This is a genomic window from Ruegeria meonggei, from assembly GCF_042768335.1.
In the GTDB taxonomy this organism is placed as follows: domain Bacteria; phylum Pseudomonadota; class Alphaproteobacteria; order Rhodobacterales; family Rhodobacteraceae; genus Ruegeria; species Ruegeria meonggei.
Window position 1 is genome coordinate 412,845 of sequence record NZ_JAXHBT010000001.1, and the last position, 17,669, is coordinate 430,513.

Consider the following 17,669-nt stretch of genomic DNA (forward strand, 5'->3'; position numbering starts at 1 on the left):
TTTACCCAACGGGCTGCGGTGCCGGGCGTTCCGAATGCCGGGCTGTGCGCGCGGCCGCAAGGACTGCGCCTGGGTCCTCGCCAAGATGGCGCAGAAGAATGCGCCGCATCGTTGTCGCACTGGCCGTTGTTTTGGACAGGCAGATGGCGACGCCACGCCAGCGATCAGCGTTTTCATCCGTCCCGCGTGTCACCAGGTAGATACGGCTGTTTTGTGAAGCTCGGCAGGACATCAGGATATAGATCTGCTGACCGGCACAGGCTGCGATGCCCTGTATTTCGCGCTCGGCGGGGGGAAGGCCGGGCATGACCGGGTGGGGTTCATATCCCCGAACGATCGTGCATTGCGGCAACCGGCGCGCCTGAAACAGCCTGTGTCTAGAGGGCTGAGGCTCGTCCAGCTCGGTTTCGGTGGCGTAATAGAATCCAGCCGGAAAAAGGTTTTCGGTCAGCGTGGTCGGGCCGGAGCCCAGAAAATCACTCAGCGCCGCAGCCGCCGGGTGCGCCGGGGCACGGTCGATCTCATCCAAAGGGCGCAGCAGAATGCGGGCGTCGACCTCGAAAAAACGGCAGATGCGGTCCAGCACATCAGGCCGCGGAAAGCTCTCGCCGCCAAGATACCTGTTGAATTGAGTCCGATTGATCCCAAGCTGCCGGCAGAGTTCTGAAACTGACGAATACTGCTGTGCAAGACGCCTGAGATTGGCGCCGAACATCCTGCGGAGTTCAGCAGGGTTGCGGATGTCTCTAGTCATGTTCGTCCCAGGTTCTTGATACTCGTTTTTTATGAAAAACGCAGCAAAACCGACCGGAAGGCCGAGTATGCGTCAAAAATCGTACTGCTGACACTGACGGGCGCATCCCATCGCCTCGTCACACCCAAAGGCTAACGACCAGTGCAACAAAGGCAATAGGCTTTATCTTGTTTTGCGTGATCTTTTTCGGCTGAATTGTACAATAAGCACTCAAGGTGGGCAATTTCAGACGCTGTCCTGCGCAAGACAGGGCGTGTGTCCCCACCCGTGTTACAGGGTGGGGAGGTTCTTATTCACCGCGCAACAGGGCGGCAACACCGGTCCGGGCGATCTCGGCCAGCCCCAGAGGGCGCATCAGGTCAGCAAAGGCGTCGATCTTGTCGGGCGCACCGGTGATTTCAAAGATGAAAGAATTCAGAGTACTGTCGACTACATTGGCACGGAAGATATCGGCCAGTCGCAGTGCTTCGACCCGCTTGTCACCTTCGCCGACGACCTTGATGATCGCCAGTTCACGTTCGACTGATGCGCCCTCGACGGTCAGATCATGCACGTCACGCACCGAAACAATCCTGCCAAGCTGCGCCTTGATCTGTTCGATGACCTGCGGGGTGCCGGTGGTGACGATGGTGATGCGGCTCAGGTGGCCGGTGTGATCAACCTCGGCCACCGTCAGGCTTTCAATGTTGTACCCACGTCCCGAGAACAGGCCGATGACACGGGCCAGCACACCCGGTTCGTTTTCGACCAGAACCGCGATGGTATGGCGTTCCTGAACGTCCGAGAAGGTGGGCCGTAGGTTATAGGCCGAATGGCGGGTGGAGCCTTTTTTGATATGTAGGGCAGACATTTATGTCCCTTTCGTCAACTTGAAGTGCCAGGCGCGTCAGCGCCCGACAAAATTCGTCGAATTTTGTTAGACCAGAACCGAACCTTTGGAGTCGATCACGCCCTGCGTTTCGGCTTCGCCCAGCAGCATCTCGTTATGCGCCTTACCCGACGGGATCATGGGGAAACAGTTCTCGTGCTTTTCGACCAGGCAGTCAAAGATCACCGGACCGTCATAATTGATCATCTCCATGATCGCGTCGTCCAGATCAGCCGGGTCGGAACACAGGATGCCTTTGGCGCCAAATGCCTCGGCGAGTTTGACGAAATCGGGCAGGGCCTCGGACCAGGAATTCGAATAGCGCTCGCCATGCAGCAGTTCCTGCCACTGGCGCACCATGCCCAGCCGTTCATTGTTCAGGATGAACTGTTTGACCGGCAAGCGATACTGAGCGGCGGTGCCCATTTCCTGCATGTTCATCAACCACGAGGCCTCACCCGCCACATTGATCACCAGTGCGTCCGGGTGCGCCATCTGAACGCCGATGGAGGCCGGGAAACCATAGCCCATCGTGCCCAGCCCGCCGGACGTCATCCAGCGGTTCGGATCTTCGAAGTCAAGATACTGCGCGGCCCACATCTGGTGTTGACCCACTTCAGTGCAGATATAGCGATCATGCTTTTTGGTGAGTTCTTCAAGCCGCTCCAGCGCGTATTGCGGTTTGATAGTCTTTTCGCTGTTGGTGTAGGCTAGGCAGTTCACCTTGCGCCATTCAGAAATTTGACCCTGCCACTGCTTGACGTTCGCCACGTCAGTCTTGCGTCCGCGCGCTTTCCAGACCTTCAGGATGTCTTCCAGCACATGGGCCACGTCGCCGACAATCGGGATGTCCACGCGGATCACTTTGTTGATCGAAGACGGGTCGATGTCGATATGGGCCTTTTTCGAATTGGGCGAGAAAGCATCGATCCGCCCGGTGATCCGGTCATCGAACCGTGCGCCGATATTGATCATCAGGTCGCAATCATGCATCGCCAGATTGGCCTCATAAAGACCATGCATGCCCAGCATACCCAACCAGTTCTCTCCCGATGCCGGATAGGCCCCAAGGCCCATCAGGGTCGAGGTGATGGGAAAGCCGGTCGCATCGACCAACTCGCGCAGCAATTGACTGGCAGCAGGTCCGGAATTGATGACGCCGCCACCCGTATAGAAGACGGGTTTCTTGGCGGTCTCAATCGCGGCGACCAGTTCGGTGATCTCTTCCAGATCGCCTTTCAGCACCGGTTGGTAGTGCGAGGTTGATGGTCTGGGCGAAGTATATTCACCCGAGGCGAACTGCACGTCCTTGGGAATGTCGACCAGCACCGGACCGGGGCGGCCCGAAGTGGCGACATGAAAGGCCTCATGCATCGTTCCGGCCAGCGAATCCGTGTCCTTCACCAACCAGTTATGCTTGGTGCAGGGGCGGGTGATGCCGACGGTATCGGCCTCTTGAAACGCGTCCGAGCCGATCATGAAGGTGGGCACCTGGCCGGTCAGAACCACAATCGGGATCGAATCCAGCAGCGCATCCGTCAGGCCGGTCACCGCGTTGGTGGCACCAGGGCCCGAGGTCACAAGCGCCACACCGGGTTTGCCGGTCGAGCGGGCATAGCCTTCGGCGGCATGGACCGCGCCCTGTTCGTGACGCACCAGAATATGGCGAATGTCATTTTGCAGAAAGATCTCATCATAGATCGGTAGGACGGCGCCACCGGGGTATCCGAATACCGTGTCCACGCCCTGATCCTTGAGGGCCTGAACTACCATTTTTGCGCCGGTCATCTCACGTGTCATCTGCTTTGCTCCGTTCGCGACATGTGTCTTGCATTTCGCATAAAAAAAGCCCCCGAGATTTTCGGAGGCGCATGGGTTCGATTATGGTTTACCGTCACCGGCCCATGCGCGTGGTTCCTACGATTACGACTAGCGTTCTCATCGCCAGAGGCTCCTTTTTAGCTTGAAGGCGACATTATGGTCGGGAAAAGGGGGCGTCAACAGCCAATTGCACCAATTTTCTAACCTGAGGGATGAATTTTGCGACATTTTATTGCTCAGATTGACGCGTTTTGGGAATTTCCGCGAATTTGTTGGGGTTTTAGGCGCATCAGCTCCAGTTGCGGAGTGGTCCGAATGCGTCAGCGCAATGTCCAAAACTGACAAGAGAAGCATGTAGGCCTGAGTCACGCTGATCCTGAACGCACAGGTGACGGAGGTGGATTATGCTGACGGATTTGGTAGATCTGGGTCGCTATCCGATCGATCGACCGGGCTCGCGGGCTTATGGTCAGATGATTGCGGATGTGCGACGGGACCTGGATCAGGATGGGTGCGCGGTCTTGCAGGGTTTTGTGCATGAGGCCGGGTTAGAGGTTCTGGTGCGCGAGGCCGATGCTGTCGCACCGCGGGCGCACCGGTCGTTCAACCAAACAAACGCCTATTTCACCAAGGACGATCCACGGTACGGGGTGGGTCATCCGATCCGCCGCTTCTATGACCGCTCTAATGCCTTTGTACCGGCGGATAACTTCCCAAAATCCAGCCCGTTGCGCCGTATCTATGAGTATGAGGGCTTTATGCCTTTTGTGCGCGCGGCCCTGAACGAGCCCGAGGATCGGTTCTTTCGATACGATGATCCGCTTGCCGATGTCATCATCAACGTGGTCGAAGAAGGGCAGGGGTTTCCATGGCACTTTGACACCAACAATTACACCGTAACGCTTGCCATTCAGAACGGAGAGGCGGGCGGTATGTTTGAATATGTGCCGAACCTGCGCAGCGCCGAGGATGAGAACTTCAATAACGTAGCCTCGGTTCTGGATGGCAACCGGGCCGGGGTGTGGGAATTGGAACTACAGCCGGGCGATCTGCAGATATTCAAAGGCAGGTATGCTCTGCATCGGGTGGCGCCGGTGGAAGGTCGGCGCAAACGCTATGTCGGCATATTCTCATTTGTCGAGGCCGAGGGGATGTGCGGCGGGGTTGAGCGCACACGTCAGCTTTATGGGCGGGTGTTGCCGCACCATCACGACCGCGAGGGGTTGAGAAAAGATCAACTGCTGGATTGAAATCTGCTAGGCTGAAGCGCGACGACACTTCTAAAAGCCGGAGGGTCCAGTGCCTCGTGTTTTGCAGCTTACGCCTTTTGTTTTGTGTTCTTCCCTGCAGAAGCAGATTGATTTCTATTGCGACCGCCTAGGATTCTCCTGCGGCTTTACGCAGGACAATTACGCGTTCTTGTCAAAGGGCCCGGCGGCCATAAGGCTGCTGGAATGCCCGCCCCGAGATGACGGACGGCCTTTGGGGGACGACCAGTCATTCTACATAGATGTCGAGGGGCTCGACGATTTGTACGAGACTTTGCGGCCCGGTTTGGCCGATCTGCCCGAGGGCCGCGTACGTCCGCCGTTTGATCAGCCCTATCAACAGCGCGAATTTCACGTCATCGACGAAGATGGTGCTTTGGTGTTCTTTGGCGAAGGTATCAGCCCGCGAGGATAGGTTCTCCCGCCCGCTGCTGATGCGCCTTCGGCGCAACTCCTCCGGTTGGGCCGGGCAGCGCTGCGCGCTGCGGATCGGGATCAGAAACTGTGTCCGGTGCCTTGTAGCACCCCGTGTTCCAACGCATAGCGAGTCAGGCCTGCCGTTGAGGAAATCCCCAGTTTGCGCTTGATGTTCTTGCGGTGGGTTTCCACCGTTCGGACCGAGATTTCGAGAGCCAGCGCGACCTCTTTGTTGGATTTTCCCTGTGCCAATTCCAGCAGGATCGTCTGTTCGCGCCCGGTCAGCGCTTCGCGCGTGTTGCCGCCTTTGGGCTGCAGAGACCCGCTGGCCCCGGTGCAGAGATATTGCTCACCCCGCATCACAGCGTCGATCGCTTGTCTGATCTCGTCGGTTTGGACGTCCTTGAGTACGTATCCCTTGGCGCCGTGGCTTAGCGCGGTCGAGATGTATTCGGGGCTGTCATGCATGGACAGGATCAGCACGCGGGTGTCGGGCAGGCGTTCCAGGATAATCTCGGTCGCGCTGAGCCCGCCAAGGCCCGGCATGTTCAAATCCATCAGAATGACATCCGGGGACAGATTGGCCACCTGATCCACGGCGTCCTGCCCGCTGCTAAGCGTCCCGACAATTTCGATGTCGTCATAGCTTTCAAGGATCGATTGAATCCCCTCGGCCACCATCGGGTGGTCGTCCACGATAAGGACCCGGATCGTCTTCGCGCTCATGTTCCGGCCTTTCGGTTTGGCGTTGAATCTTCGTGTGGCGACAGCAAATGGCTGAGAGGCAGGCTGGCCTCGATCACTGTGCCGCTGCGTGGGCCGCGTGATGACAGAATGCGCAGCGATCCGTCAAGTTGTTCGATGCGTTCTTCCATGTTGCGCAGTCCGATCCCGGTCGCGACCTGATCCGGACCGCTGGGCAGTCCCTGACCGTCGTCGGTGATACGCATGGTTGCACCTTTCTTGTGACCGCGCAGGTCAATTGTGACACGGGTCGCGCCGGAATGACGTTCAATATTGGTCAGTGCCTCTTGTGCGATCCGGTAAAGGGCGATCTTGCTGTCTTGATCCAGCCGGTTGCGAAACACAACGGTCGAGAACTCGGTCTCTATCCCGGTGCGTTCGCGGAAATCGTCGGTCAGAGCCTTCAGAGCAGGGCCGAGGCCCAGATCGTCCAGCACCCCAGGACGCAGGTCTCGGCTGATGCGACGCACCTCGGTGATGGCGGTTGCAAGGTGGTCGATCCCCTTGCCCAGCGGATCGCGTGCACCATCCTCCTCTCCACGTTCAAGTTTGCGTCGCGCATTGTCCAGCGCGTAGCGCACTCCGACAAGGATCTGGCTGATCCCATCATGCAGCTCACGCGCAACGCGACCGCGCTCTTCCTCTTGCGCGTCGAACACGCGCTGAGTCAGCTCCTTGAGCTTGGCATCCGCCAGCCTGCGCTCGCGAAAGTTCAGCAACATGCCCGAGGCAAAGACGATCAGGACCGCCGCCAGAACAATGCCGCCGATATACATGAATGTGCGTTGCACGCGGGCCTCAACCTCGGCGCGGGCATTGGCGACGGTGGCCACGATATCGTCAATGAAGACGCCGGTGCCGACGGCCCATCTCCAGTCCTGAAGGCCCACGACATAGGCGATCATCTGTGCCTCTTCCCCGGTCGAGGGTTTTTGCCACATGAAGCTGTGCCAACCCGCCCCTTGCCGGGCAAGGGCGATGAATTCATCCACAATCGGCGTGCCATCACTGTCGGTCAGACCTTCCCAGTTGCGGTTGATAAATTCGGTCTGACGCGGGCTGACCAGATTGTTACCGTCATAATCATAGACAAAAAAGAACCCGTCTTTTCCGTAGATCATGGCCGACAGGATCTGGGTCACCAGGTTTTGGGCAACCTTATCATCCGGAGAGGCGCGCCCGTAGATATAGGCAAACCCGTTCCGGGCCTGCGTGACGTAGTTGCGAAGTTCGTCTTTCTTGGCTTCGATCAACCGGCGTTCCAGCGCCTGTATCTCACGCTCGGCCGTGGCGCGGGATTGATAGGCCACCAGCAGTGCAATGGCAGCCACCGCAACAACCAGCGGAATCGCCGCAACCAGCGACAATTTCTGGCCGTAGGTCAGCGAAATCAGATTTCGGAATCCCCTCATGGTCGAATCGATACGCAAGCCCGCAGGAAATTGCAAAATTTTTGGACGTTTCGGACTGAATAGGGGCCGATGTTCATTGAAATTCCGGCATTTCCTTCTGTTTTTGCGCTTGGGGCCAGCAAAAAACGCGATCCACTACGCAGTAGTAGGTATTCACATTCAAGACCCGCTCTTTAAGGTGACGCGCACTGAAAGCGACTATGCCCGGTACTAAACCGGGTTTGGAATATGTAGGGGAGGAACACTCATATGGATCGTCGTTCATTTCTAAAAACATCTGCACTGGGCGGCTCGGCAGCTGCTGCCACCACGCTGGCAGCACCAGCATACGCGCAGGGCAAGCGCACGCTGACCATGGTGACTTCGTGGGGTCGTGGTCTGGCGGGTGTTTTTGACAGCGCACAGCGCTGCGCCGACAGCATCACCGCAATGTCGGATGGCAACCTGACGGTTGAAATCAAGGCCGCCGGTGAACTGGTTGGCGCGTTCGAAGTATTTGACGCGGTATCGTCCGGTCAGGCGGACATGTACCACGCGGCTGACTATTACTTCGTTGGTCAGCACCCGGGTTATGCCTTCTTTACGGCTGTTCCGTTCGGCATGACCGCACAGGAAATGGTCAACTGGTACTACCAGGATGGCGGCATGGAGCTGCATGACGAGCTGGGTTCGATCTTTGGCTTGAAATCATTCCTGGCAGGTAACACCGGTGCGCAGGCGGGTGGCTGGTACTCGAAAGAGATCAACAGCCCCGATGATTTCAACGGCCTTAAGTTCCGGATGCCGGGTCTGGGCGGCAAAGCTCTGGGTAAACTGGGCGCATCCGTACAGAACATTCCGGGTTCAGAAGTGTACCAAGCGCTGTCCTCGGGTGCGATCGACGGCACCGAATGGATCGGTCCGTGGGCGGATGAAAAAGCCGGTTTCCAGGAAATCACCAAGGTCTACTACACCGCTGGTTTCCACGAGCCGAATGCCGGCCTGTCACTGGCAACCAACCGTGACGTGTTCGACAGCCTGACGCCTGCTCAGCAGAAGATCATCGAGATCGCTGCGGGCGAGTGCCACCAGTGGAACCTGTCGCAATTCCTCGCCAATAACGGTGCCGCACTGCAGCGTCTGCAGTCGGGTGGCGTCAAGGTCATGGAATTCCCGGACAGCGTTTGGGACGCGTTTGGCGCGGCCAGCCAGGAAGTGCTGGACGAGAACATGGGCGACGAACTGTTCAAGAAAATCCACGACAGTGCAATGGCATCGTCAGCGTCGTCCGCTGGTTGGTTGGACCTGTCGTCAGGCGTCTATACCACGCAGCGTAACCGCGTTCGCGGCTAAACGTTCAGACGAAAACAAAACGGTTTCCCCACCTAGCGTGGGGAAACCTCTCTCGTTGCACATATGCGGTTCGGACAAACCAGATATAATCTGCAGTGCAACTGACGCGACCTGGGGACAACATGCAGGACGAAAACGGTATCTCGTTCTTCGGCGCTTTGTGGAATGGACTGGTCTGGTTCATTCAGAACATTGCCGAAGCCTTCTATAATTTCGGATACGCCATCACGCATCCGCAGCTCTGGCTAGACTGGTCGGACAAAGAATCCATCATGCGGTTTGTCTACTATGGCGGATCGGTCGAGTTCTTCTTTGTCGTCTTCACCCTGTTTTTGGTTCTGACAGCGATCGGTCTGTACTATCGGAATTTTATGTGGGGGATTGTGCGCGGCCTGGAAGGGTTCGCCAACACCACAGGTCGGTTCTTTGCCTGGGCAGGTCTGTTGATGGTGGTCCAACAGATCATCATCGTCTTTATGCAACGCGTGTTTGCACGCCCCGATATGTCTTTTGGTCTGGGTATTCCGCTTCAGATGGATATCAGTTGGTATGCCGAGGAACTGAAACTCTACAACGCCATGGTCGTCTGCCTGTGCTGCACCTACACATTTGTGCAAGGCGGGCATGTGCGCGTTGACCTGATCTATGCGGGCATCAGTCACCGGGCGAAACGCGTCGTCGACATGCTGGGTGCGATGCTGTTCATGATGCCGTTGGCGGTGATCACATGGATGTACGGCTGGTACTTCATGTGGCGGCACTTGATCGTGCCGAAACCCTCGGCCAGTGACACGCTGGACAAGCTGGTACTGAAATCCCGTGCGCTGCGCTGGAATATCGAAACCATCGGGTTCAGCCCGAACGGGTTCAACGGCTATTTCCTGTTCAAGATTCTGCTGATCGGGTTTGCCGCCATGGTGTTCCTGCACGCCATCGCCTTCCTGTACCGCTCGTATCTGGAATATGTCGAAGGCCCCGAAAGCGTTGGAAAATACCTCGACAAGGACAGCCTTGGCGAGGGTGAAGAAGCCTATGAAGGCGCACATTAGGGACGGAGACCCAGACTATGTTATTCGGACTTGATGGCGTCGAGATAGGCCTCATTATCGTATTCTTCTGCCTGTTCGGAGGTATCCTGAGCGGCTTTCCCGTGGCCTTTGCCATTGGCGGAGCCGGGATCATCTCTTTCGGGATCATTGCGGCACTGGACAGTTCCGGGTTGTTGATCCATCAGGCAATTGACACAAGCTCGCAAGCCTATAGGGACATTGTGAACACGGGGGTCAAACCCGATGTGATATCGGTGTTCCGATACCCGGAGTTACCCAGGATCGCCGAGCCGGTCTTTGTGCAGGGCTGGGAAACCGCGCTGGATCGCAACGTATCTTTCATCGTGAACCGTATGAATGAACGGGTTCTGGCGGGGCAATCCATTGAGACGCTGCTGGCGGTTCTGATGTTTGTTCTGATGGGCATCACGCTGGAACGGTCCAAGATCGCCAACGACCTGCTGACCACCATGGCCCGCGTTTTTGGCCCGCTGCCGGGCGGTCTGGCCGTGTCGATTGTGGTTGTGGGCGCGTTTCTGGCGGCCTCGACCGGGATTGTGGGTGCGACCGTTGTAACGATGGGCCTTTTGGCGCTGCCGACCATGTTGCGGAACAACTATTCGCCAGAATTGGCGACGGGTGTGATTGCGGCCTCGGGCACGCTTGGGCAGATCATTCCTCCCTCAATTGTGATCGTTCTGCTGGGAACGCTGGCCGGGGATCTGTATTCGACCGCGCAGGAAACCCGTGCGGTCGAGGCAGGCTGTACCGACGCGCTGACCTATCTGGGGGAACCTGCAGTGGTCTCTGTCGGCACGCTGTTCCAGGCGGCACTGCTGCCGGGGATCATGCTGGCGCTGCTCTATGCGCTCTATGCCTTTGGCTATGCCCTTCTAAATCCTGATAAAGCGCCAGCGGTCCCGATGTCGGGCGGCACTGGAGAACCGATCACTCGGTCCGAAGGTCTGACCTGGTTGCTAGGCGCACCTGTTGCGCTGATCGTCGGTGTTGTTCTTCTGGGTAATGTCGGTTTGATCGGTAGCCAGAACATCACCGTTTCGGCGTTTTCCGATGTGGGTGCATCCGCCTCACTTCGCACCAACGTATCCGAAGACTGCAAGCTGTCTATGATTGAGCTGCATGGTCAATCCGCATGGGACGAGGCCGTTTCCGAGCAGGAGGCGATTGATGCCGCCGGAGGTACCGCAGCTGCGCAGCGTCTGAGCGAAGAAGAACTAGCCGCCGCGTTGGAGGCCAAGATCGCCTCTGCTGCACCGATCGGAACCGGTGTTGCCGTGATCGTCGTTCTGCTGGGACTGACACTGGTTATGGGTCGGGGCATCGCGCCGTCGCGTCCAGCGCAGCCACTGATCGTAGGGGCAATAGGTCTGTTGCTAATGCTGTTGGTTGATGTGTTGTTCATCTCGCCAACAACGTCTCCTGGCTGGACCTTTGTAGGATTGGCGATCCCGTTTGCCCTTGCCATTTATGGCTGCAAAGAAGCCGCTGCGCGCTGCGCGACCAATGACCTGATCCGCGTGGTGTTTCCGCCACTGGTTTTGATCATCGCGGTATTGGGCTCGATCCTTGGGGGGGTAACCAACCCGACACCGGCGGCTGCGCTGGGTGCGGGTGGGGCAGTCATGCTGGCAGCTTATCGCAAGCTGAAGGATCAGGGACAGTCTGGAAACGTGATCATCTGGTCGACCTTTGCGGTCATCATCTGTTTGCTGCTGGGTGTGAACTTCGATTTGCGCATTAATCAGGGCGGGGCGTCGGTTGAGACATGGATCGCCTTTTTCTTTGCCTATGCCGCCTATATCTATGCGTTGTTCGGTCTGCTGTTTGGCTGCTGGGTGCTGTTTACCAGCGGCGTGCTGACACCAGTGGTGCGCGAGACGGCCAAGGTGACCTCGATGGTCTTTACCATCCTGATCGGGTCACAGCTGTTGAACCTTGTGGTGATCTCTTTCGGAGGTGAGCATTACATCCAGCAATTCCTGAAGAGCTTTGACAATGAATTCACGGTATTCCTGATCGTGATGCTGGTGCTGTTTATTCTGGGCTTTGTGCTGGACTTCCTCGAGATCATTTACATCGTGATCCCCATTGTGGGCCCGGTGATCTACGGTGGGTCGTTTGATCCGAAGTGGGTGACGATCATGGTGGCCGTGAACCTGCAGACCTCGTTTCTGACGCCGCCTTTTGGGTTCGCTTTGTTCTATCTGCGTGGGGTTGCACCGAAGGAGGTTACGACAGGCCATATCTATCGTGGGATCATTCCGTTTGTGCTGATCCAAGTGGTGGGGATTGGGATATTGTGGTTCTTCCCAACGATTGTGACCATCGTTCCGGATCTGATCCCAAATTGATGCATTCGTAGTATAATCAAATGGAAAAGGGGGCCTGCGGACCCCCTTTGCTTTTGGGTATTGGCCAGGGGCCAGCCCCTCTTTGGCCCCTGGCCAAATTCACCCCGGGATATTTATTGCCAGATGAAGGGATGGATTAGGAGAATTCTACTAAGTCCCAGCGGTTCCCGAACGGGTCGCGCCAGACGGCGACGGTTCCGTAGGGCTCTTGGCGCGGTAATTCCTCGAATTCAACGCCAGCGGTTTGCATGGCTGCGTGATCACGTTTGAAATTGTCGGTTTGCAGGAAGAACCCCACGCGGCCGCCAGTTTGATTGCCGATGGCTGCGGTTTGGTCCGGACCGTTGGCTTTGGCCAGCAACAGGGATCCGTTGCTTGATCCCGGAGGCGCCACCCGCACCCAGCGTTTGCCGCCACCCAGGTCGATATCCTGCAGCAAGGTGAAGTTTAGCGTTTGGGTGTAGAACGAGATCGCCTCGTCGTAGTCGGGCACCACAAGGGTGACCGCGTGCAAGCTTTGCCGCATGGAAGATTAGCCCTTCTTGGTGGGGTGGCGGTCGGGCAGTTGGATGCTTGCGACCTGCTCGGCAATCGGGGCCGTTGACAGGGGGTGATGCGTGGAATCGGTCAGGTCTGATGGATTGCCGACACGGGTCCAAGCGCCCTGAATGTAAGCCTCAAGCCCCGAAAACCGCGCTTTATAGCCCATCTTTGGGCTGCCGGGCACCCAATAGCCTAGGTAGACATAAGGCAATCCGGCTTCACGTGCGATGTCGATATGATCGAGGATCATATATGTCCCCAACGAGCTTTGCGGCAGTTCGGGATTAAAGAAAGAATACACCATGCTGAGCCCGTCATCCAGAACGTCGGTCAGGCTGACGGCAATCAGGGTATCCGTTTCCGGATCGGCATATTCCACAACCCGGCTGCGGATCGGCGTTTCCTCGATCATCGCAGCAAATTCAAACACGTCCATATCGGCCATCCCGCCATCGGCGTGGCGGGTGTCCAGATAGTGACGGAACAAGTCGTATTGCTCGTCCGTTGCCCAGGGCGAATTGGCGCGGCGCTTTAGATAGTCGTTTTTCCTGGCGGCGCGCTTTTGACTCTTGCTGGGACGAAAGGCTGACACGTCGATGCGCGCGGACAAGCAGGCGGCGCAATCGGTGCAAGAGGGGCGGTACAGTACGTTTTGTGATCGGCGGAACCCCTGTTGGGACAAGGAGTTGTTTAGTTGATCAGCCCCTTCGCCCTGAAGGGCGGTAAACAGCTTACGCTCCATCCTGCCTTCAAGGTAAGGGCAGGGCTGTGGTGCCGTCACATAGAATTGTGGCGCGATTGGCAGCGTGTGTCGCATGAAGGTCCCGTGTTTCCTAAGGACCGATGATAACAACGGTTTCCTGAACCGCCAAGTGATTCACGTTGCTGTTTTTTCACGCCCGCTGGTTGATCATAACCGTCCCAAGGAAGGTGTCCGTCAGGCCCTGACACCGGGCGCTGGTCAACATCATGATGACCGAAATGATCTGCAGGACGGGAAAAGCCATGCTGACAAAGTACCCGGCCGTATGCGCCACCGCCTTGCCGGTATCCATGCGGGCTCCGAACGAGTCGCGCAGCTCGATCCCCATGAAACGCATGCCCAGCGTGGCCGACCCGTTTGAGATCGTAACCACGCGGTAGACAAAGCTGATCACCGCGTAAATCAAGGCCAGGATGAAAAAGCCCATGCCGAAGGTCAGCAGGATCGCCACGGTACACAGCAGTGAGACAAAGGCGATGTCAAAAAGCCAGGCAAAGAACCGTTTCATCGATACGGATTGATAGAATTCAGGCTGGTTTTCTGGATCGGGCAGATGGGTCATGTGGTGAAATCCGGGTATTGTGCAGGGGCACCCTGTCCCGACAGGCGGGACAGGGCAAGGCTGGATTAGGCGCGGTCGCTGTTTTCAGCTTCGTCGCGGTTCTCGCTGGCGCGTTCGTCCATGAACTGATCGAATTCGGCCTTGTCCTTAGCGTCGCGCAGGCGGCGCAGAAAGGATTCGAAATCTTGCTGTTCGCGCTCAAGTCGGGCCAGCGTGTCGGATTTATAGGCGTCAAAGGCACTATTGCCCGAAGGCTTCATCGCACTCATGTGGCTTTGCCAGGATTTGCGGCGGCTGCAGGATTTGCTGAACATACGTTTGCTCCAGATCATATAAGCCAGAAGGGCCAGGCCGACGGGCCAGAAGAAGATGAAACCAAGAACCATTGCGGCAATCCAGGCCCCTTTGCCCTTGTCGTCAAGCCAGGATTCGGCGCGGTAAAGCCATCCCGGATTTGCGGGGACGGCGTGGTCGGATAGTGCGGTCATTTGGGTTCTCCGGGTTGATGTAAATTGCGTTCACATTGTCTAGATGGGGTGGTTTTGCCCGGTTGCAAGAGGTCAATGTGAAATTGATTTACATTTCTCATTTGGCAATGGTTGACCTTATCTCGGAACGGGCGCACTTTCCGACTTTGAAACATGGCTAAAATACCCGCCGCAATGGGCCGCTCAGTTGTTTCAATCAGGACACACGCCGCTGGAGGGTACATGACCGGGCCTCTCACCATAAACCGAATGCCACGGGCTTTTGATCCTTCACTGGGTGAGGATGCGCGGGAGATGGTTCCGGATATCCAAGCCGAGTTGGGCGAGTTGATCGCCGGTGCTGCAGGTTCCAGCCCATATCTAAAGAGCTTGGTTGAACGGGAAAAGGACTGGTTGCCGAAGGCTTTGAATAGCCCGGATCAGGCGCTGGCCGAGGTGATGGCTGCTGCACGGGGTTTGCCGCCGGATCAATTGAAACCGGGGTTGCGGCAGGCCAAGCGGAGAATGGCGTTACTGACGGCTCTGGCTGATCTGGCCGGGGCATGGCCACTGGAAAAGGTCACTGGGGCACTGACGGATTTCGGTGCATTGGCAGCGGATGTCGCTGCCAAGACCGAGATCGCGGCGCTGATCCGACGGGGCAAGCTGCCGGGGATGGGGCCGGATGACGTGGACTCCGCTGCCGGGATGATCATTCTGGCCATGGGCAAAATGGGTGCGCATGAGCTGAATTACAGCTCGGATATCGACCTGATCGTGTTATTCGACGAGACCCGTTTCGATCCTGATGATTTTTACGACGCGCGTCAGGGGATGGTGCGGGCTACGCGCAATTTCTGTTCCACGCTCAGTGAAAAGACGGCCGATGGGTATGTGTTCCGTACTGATTTGCGGCTGCGCCCCGACCCTGCCGTCACCCCGGTCTGCATGGCAGCAGAAGCGGCGGAACGCTATTACGAAAGCCTTGGCCGCACATGGGAACGCGCGGCTTATATCAAGGCGCGTGCCTGCGCTGGGGACATCACGGCTGGGCAAGGATTTCTGGACGCGCTGCGCCCCTTTGTCTGGCGCAGGCATCTGGATTTTGCTGCCATTCAGGACGCCCATGACATGCGACTGCGCATTCGTGAGAACAAAGGCACCGGCGGTGCGCTGACCATTCCGGGCCACGACATGAAGCTGGGGCAGGGCGGCATTCGTGAGATTGAATTTTTCACCCAGACCCGCCAGTTGATCGCCGGGGGGCGCGATCCTGATTTGCGGGTGCGCGGTACGGTGCCGGGGCTGGCTGCACTGGCTGAAAAAGGATGGGTCCCTCAAGATGTGACCGACAAGCTGGCCGACCATTACCGGGCCCACCGCGAGGTTGAGCACCGCATTCAAATGGTCCACGACGCCCAAACTCATAAGGTGCCCCAATCGCCTGACGGGATTGAACGGATCGCTTGCCTGATGGGGATCGACAGCGCCGAGCTGACCGCGGATCTGACCCGCCGACTGACCGAAGTGAACGAGCTGACCGAAGGGTTCTTTGCCCCAGGCTCCTCAACCCCTGCTCCGACCCAAGAGGCGCAATTCGACCAGAGCGTTCTGGCCCGATGGATGACCTATCCGGCACTGCGTTCTCAGCGGGGCGCGCGCATTTTCGAACGACTCAAGCCCGAGCTGCTGTCGCGTCTTGCCAAGACCGCGCAACCCGAGGAGGCATTGCGCGCACTGGACGGGTTCTTGTTGGGTCTGCCGGCGGGGGTTCAACTGTTTTCGTTGTTCGAAGCGAACCCGCATCTGATCGACCTGCTGGTTGACATTGTGGGCACCTCGCACGCATTGGCGGCACATTTGTCGCGCAACGCCGTTGTGTTTGATGCGGTGATCGGCGGAAGCTTTTTCAACGACTGGCCAGGGCAGGCGGTTTTACAAGCGGAACTTTCGGATGCCTTGTCTGAGGAAGGCGACTACGAGACGCAGCTCGATTTCGCCCGCCGCTGGTGCAAGGAATGGCATTTCCGCATTGGCGTACACCATTTGCGCGGGCTGATCGACGGGGCGGAGGCCGGTCAGCAATATGCCGAGCTGGCCAGCGCAGTGATTGCAGCGATCCTGCCCCGCGTGGCCGATCAGTTTGCGCAAAAGCACGGCCCTGCGCCCGGGCGCGGCGCGGCGGTGCTAGGCATGGGATCGCTGGGGGCGGGTCGGATAAACTCACAATCCGATCTCGACATGATCGTCATCTATGACCCGTTGGATCAGGACATGTCGGATGGTCCGCGCCCTCTGGCCACGCGCACCTATTACGCGCGGTTCACACAGGCATTGATCACGGCACTGTCGGTGCCGATGTCGCAGGGGCGGTTGTACGAGGTCGACATGCGTCTGCGCCCGTCGGGCAATCAGGGGCCGGTTGCAACCAGTTGGGCCAGTTTTACAAGCTACCAGCAAAACGATGCCTGGGTGTGGGAGCATCTGGCCCTGACCCGCGCCCGTGTGGTTGCTGGAGAGGAAAAGCTTGCGAAAGATATTGAGACTTTTCGCGAGGATTTTCTTGGGCAACAAAAGGACATCGGGAAAGTGCTGGGCGAAGTTGCAGAGATGCGCGCCCGTCTGGCGGCGGCTAAAATTCCGGCGGGTATCTGGGATGCCAAGAACGGCCCTGGCCGGATGATGGATATTGAACTGGTCGCCGAAACCGGCGCGCTGCTATCCGGTGTGGCGCAGCGCGATGTTCATGCCGGGCTGGACGGCGCTGTCGCAGCTGGATTACTGGACGTCGCTCAGGCGCAGACCCTCAAGGACTGCTACGATCTATGCTGGTCCGTGCAATGTGCGGCGCGGTTGCTGTCCGGCAAAGTGATTGAGGCCGACAAAATCGGCGAGGGGGGGGCGGCATTCCTGTGCCGTGCCACCGGGTTCGAGCAGGTCGACCAGCTACAGGCTGCCCTGCAAGAGAGTTATGGTAGTGCCGCCGATATCATCGGTTGGGTGATAAAGGAGGGGAAAGATGGCGCGCAGTGACGATCCAAACGATCACAAAGGCCTTATCCGCGAAGCTTATCGCATCGACGGCATCACTTTGCCCGAATGCCGTAGCATCTTTCTGGATTGGGCGCTCAGCCTGCCAGCGGACCGAGATCAGGCGCAAGCCCTGACCGATCTGCATCGCGCTTACGCAGCGGCAGACGCGGACCACCCTATGACTCAGGTGCTGGCCGAAGGGTTGCAATCGGCGCAGGCCCCGAAGCGGCGCGGTGGTTGGCGATCCCGGCCGCGCTAGGGCTT

The 17,669-nt window shown here is 57.8% G+C and carries 16 protein-coding genes; 7 read left to right on the forward strand and 9 right to left on the reverse strand.

What is annotated here, in order from left to right:
* Window position 1 precedes the first annotated feature (1 nt).
* From SJY13_RS02050 to SJY13_RS02060, 3 genes are all read right to left on the reverse strand, one after another.
* Window positions 2–754, reverse strand: coding sequence for a helix-turn-helix domain-containing protein (locus tag SJY13_RS02050; protein WP_377187075.1), 753 nt, complete (start codon window positions 752–754; stop codon window positions 2–4).
* A 289-nt stretch (window positions 755–1,043) separates the two neighbouring features.
* Complete coding sequence (ilvN, locus tag SJY13_RS02055; RefSeq protein WP_377187078.1) at window positions 1,044–1,604, reverse strand: acetolactate synthase small subunit; 561 nt, start codon at window positions 1,602–1,604, stop codon at window positions 1,044–1,046.
* A gap of 66 nt (window positions 1,605–1,670) precedes the next feature.
* Window positions 1,671–3,422, reverse strand: a complete 1,752-nt coding sequence (locus SJY13_RS02060; protein WP_377187081.1) for an acetolactate synthase 3 large subunit — start codon at window positions 3,420–3,422, stop codon at window positions 1,671–1,673.
* Between the two features lie 425 nt (window positions 3,423–3,847).
* Here SJY13_RS02060 and SJY13_RS02065 point away from each other — a divergent pair, with 425 nt between their 5' ends.
* Together SJY13_RS02065 and SJY13_RS02070 are read left to right on the forward strand one after the other, a co-directional pair.
* Window positions 3,848–4,693 carry a HalD/BesD family halogenase gene (locus SJY13_RS02065; RefSeq protein WP_085820838.1) on the forward strand — a complete coding sequence of 282 codons (846 nt, stop codon included), beginning with the start codon at window positions 3,848–3,850 and terminating at the stop codon, window positions 4,691–4,693.
* 49 nt (window positions 4,694–4,742) lie between these two features.
* The gene (locus SJY13_RS02070) at window positions 4,743–5,126 is read left to right on the forward strand and encodes a bleomycin resistance protein (protein ID WP_377187085.1); all 384 of its coding nucleotides are present in this window, start codon (window positions 4,743–4,745) and stop codon (window positions 5,124–5,126) included.
* Window positions 5,127–5,206: 80 nt separating this feature from the next.
* On the opposite strand, the gene SJY13_RS02075 is transcribed toward SJY13_RS02070, so the two are convergent.
* Together SJY13_RS02075 and SJY13_RS02080 are read right to left on the reverse strand one after the other, a co-directional pair.
* Window positions 5,207–5,854: a response regulator transcription factor gene (locus SJY13_RS02075; RefSeq protein WP_085820836.1), complete on the reverse strand. Its 648-nt coding sequence runs from the start codon at window positions 5,852–5,854 to the stop codon at window positions 5,207–5,209.
* The gene (locus tag SJY13_RS02080) at window positions 5,851–7,284 is read right to left on the reverse strand and encodes a cache domain-containing protein (RefSeq protein ID WP_377187088.1); all 1,434 of its coding nucleotides are present in this window, start codon (window positions 7,282–7,284) and stop codon (window positions 5,851–5,853) included. The genes SJY13_RS02075 and SJY13_RS02080 overlap by 4 nt, the downstream gene beginning before the upstream one ends.
* Window positions 7,285–7,533: 249 nt before the next feature.
* Between SJY13_RS02080 and SJY13_RS02085 the strand changes: the two genes are divergently transcribed.
* The 3 genes from SJY13_RS02085 to SJY13_RS02095 all read left to right on the forward strand — a co-directional run bounded on the left by SJY13_RS02085 (window position 7,534) and on the right by SJY13_RS02095 (window position 12,037).
* Window positions 7,534–8,616, forward strand: coding sequence for a TRAP transporter substrate-binding protein (locus tag SJY13_RS02085; RefSeq protein ID WP_085820835.1), 1,083 nt, complete (start codon window positions 7,534–7,536; stop codon window positions 8,614–8,616).
* A gap of 122 nt (window positions 8,617–8,738) precedes the next feature.
* Window positions 8,739–9,665 (forward strand): TRAP transporter small permease subunit, encoded by a 927-nt coding sequence (locus SJY13_RS02090; protein ID WP_085820834.1) that lies wholly within the window; start codon window positions 8,739–8,741, stop codon window positions 9,663–9,665.
* 17 nt (window positions 9,666–9,682) lie between these two features.
* Window positions 9,683–12,037, forward strand: coding sequence for a TRAP transporter large permease (locus tag SJY13_RS02095; RefSeq protein ID WP_377187091.1), 2,355 nt, complete (start codon window positions 9,683–9,685; stop codon window positions 12,035–12,037).
* Between the two features lie 136 nt (window positions 12,038–12,173).
* On the opposite strand, the gene SJY13_RS02100 is transcribed toward SJY13_RS02095, so the two are convergent.
* The 4 genes from SJY13_RS02100 to SJY13_RS02115 form a co-directional block, all read right to left on the reverse strand.
* The gene (locus tag SJY13_RS02100; RefSeq protein WP_377187093.1) at window positions 12,174–12,563 is read right to left on the reverse strand and encodes a VOC family protein; all 390 of its coding nucleotides are present in this window, start codon (window positions 12,561–12,563) and stop codon (window positions 12,174–12,176) included.
* Between the two features lie 6 nt (window positions 12,564–12,569).
* Window positions 12,570–13,397, reverse strand: a complete 828-nt coding sequence (locus SJY13_RS02105) for an arginyltransferase (RefSeq protein ID WP_085820831.1) — start codon at window positions 13,395–13,397, stop codon at window positions 12,570–12,572.
* A gap of 76 nt (window positions 13,398–13,473) precedes the next feature.
* Window positions 13,474–13,905: an RDD family protein gene (locus tag SJY13_RS02110; protein WP_085820830.1), complete on the reverse strand. Its 432-nt coding sequence runs from the start codon at window positions 13,903–13,905 to the stop codon at window positions 13,474–13,476.
* A 65-nt stretch (window positions 13,906–13,970) separates the two neighbouring features.
* The gene (locus SJY13_RS02115; protein ID WP_085820829.1) at window positions 13,971–14,393 is read right to left on the reverse strand and encodes a DUF2852 domain-containing protein; all 423 of its coding nucleotides are present in this window, start codon (window positions 14,391–14,393) and stop codon (window positions 13,971–13,973) included.
* Window positions 14,394–14,615: 222 nt separating this feature from the next.
* Between SJY13_RS02115 and SJY13_RS02120 the strand changes: the two genes are divergently transcribed.
* Both SJY13_RS02120 and SJY13_RS02125 read left to right on the forward strand, forming a co-directional pair.
* Window positions 14,616–17,405 (forward strand): [protein-PII] uridylyltransferase family protein, encoded by a 2,790-nt coding sequence (locus SJY13_RS02120; protein WP_377187098.1) that lies wholly within the window; start codon window positions 14,616–14,618, stop codon window positions 17,403–17,405.
* Window positions 17,392–17,664 (forward strand): hypothetical protein, encoded by a 273-nt coding sequence (locus SJY13_RS02125; RefSeq protein WP_085820827.1) that lies wholly within the window; start codon window positions 17,392–17,394, stop codon window positions 17,662–17,664. The genes SJY13_RS02120 and SJY13_RS02125 overlap by 14 nt, the downstream gene beginning before the upstream one ends.
* Window positions 17,665–17,669 lie beyond the last annotated feature (5 nt).

Bases quoted from the DNA above. Each gene is read 5' to 3' on its own strand.
- SJY13_RS02050 (WP_377187075.1), bottom strand. From the start codon at position 754: ATGACTAGAGACATCCGCAACCCTGCTGAACTCCGCAGGATGTTCGGC.
- SJY13_RS02115 (WP_085820829.1), bottom strand. From the start codon at position 14,393: ATGACCGCACTATCCGACCACGCCGTCCCCGCAAATCCGGGATGGCTT.
- SJY13_RS02080 (WP_377187088.1), bottom strand. From the start codon at position 7,284: ATGAGGGGATTCCGAAATCTGATTTCGCTGACCTACGGCCAGAAATTG.
- SJY13_RS02095 (WP_377187091.1), top strand. From the start codon at position 9,683: ATGTTATTCGGACTTGATGGCGTCGAGATAGGCCTCATTATCGTATTC.
- SJY13_RS02060 (WP_377187081.1), bottom strand. From the start codon at position 3,422: ATGACACGTGAGATGACCGGCGCAAAAATGGTAGTTCAGGCCCTCAAG.
- SJY13_RS02125 (WP_085820827.1), top strand. From the start codon at position 17,392: ATGGCGCGCAGTGACGATCCAAACGATCACAAAGGCCTTATCCGCGAA.
- SJY13_RS02100 (WP_377187093.1), bottom strand. From the start codon at position 12,563: ATGCGGCAAAGCTTGCACGCGGTCACCCTTGTGGTGCCCGACTACGAC.
- SJY13_RS02105 (WP_085820831.1), bottom strand. From the start codon at position 13,397: ATGCGACACACGCTGCCAATCGCGCCACAATTCTATGTGACGGCACCA.
- SJY13_RS02085 (WP_085820835.1), top strand. From the start codon at position 7,534: ATGGATCGTCGTTCATTTCTAAAAACATCTGCACTGGGCGGCTCGGCA.
- SJY13_RS02075 (WP_085820836.1), bottom strand. From the start codon at position 5,854: ATGAGCGCGAAGACGATCCGGGTCCTTATCGTGGACGACCACCCGATG.
- SJY13_RS02120 (WP_377187098.1), top strand. From the start codon at position 14,616: ATGACCGGGCCTCTCACCATAAACCGAATGCCACGGGCTTTTGATCCT.
- ilvN (WP_377187078.1), bottom strand. From the start codon at position 1,604: ATGTCTGCCCTACATATCAAAAAAGGCTCCACCCGCCATTCGGCCTAT.
- SJY13_RS02090 (WP_085820834.1), top strand. From the start codon at position 8,739: ATGCAGGACGAAAACGGTATCTCGTTCTTCGGCGCTTTGTGGAATGGA.
- SJY13_RS02065 (WP_085820838.1), top strand. From the start codon at position 3,848: ATGCTGACGGATTTGGTAGATCTGGGTCGCTATCCGATCGATCGACCG.
- SJY13_RS02110 (WP_085820830.1), bottom strand. From the start codon at position 13,905: ATGACCCATCTGCCCGATCCAGAAAACCAGCCTGAATTCTATCAATCC.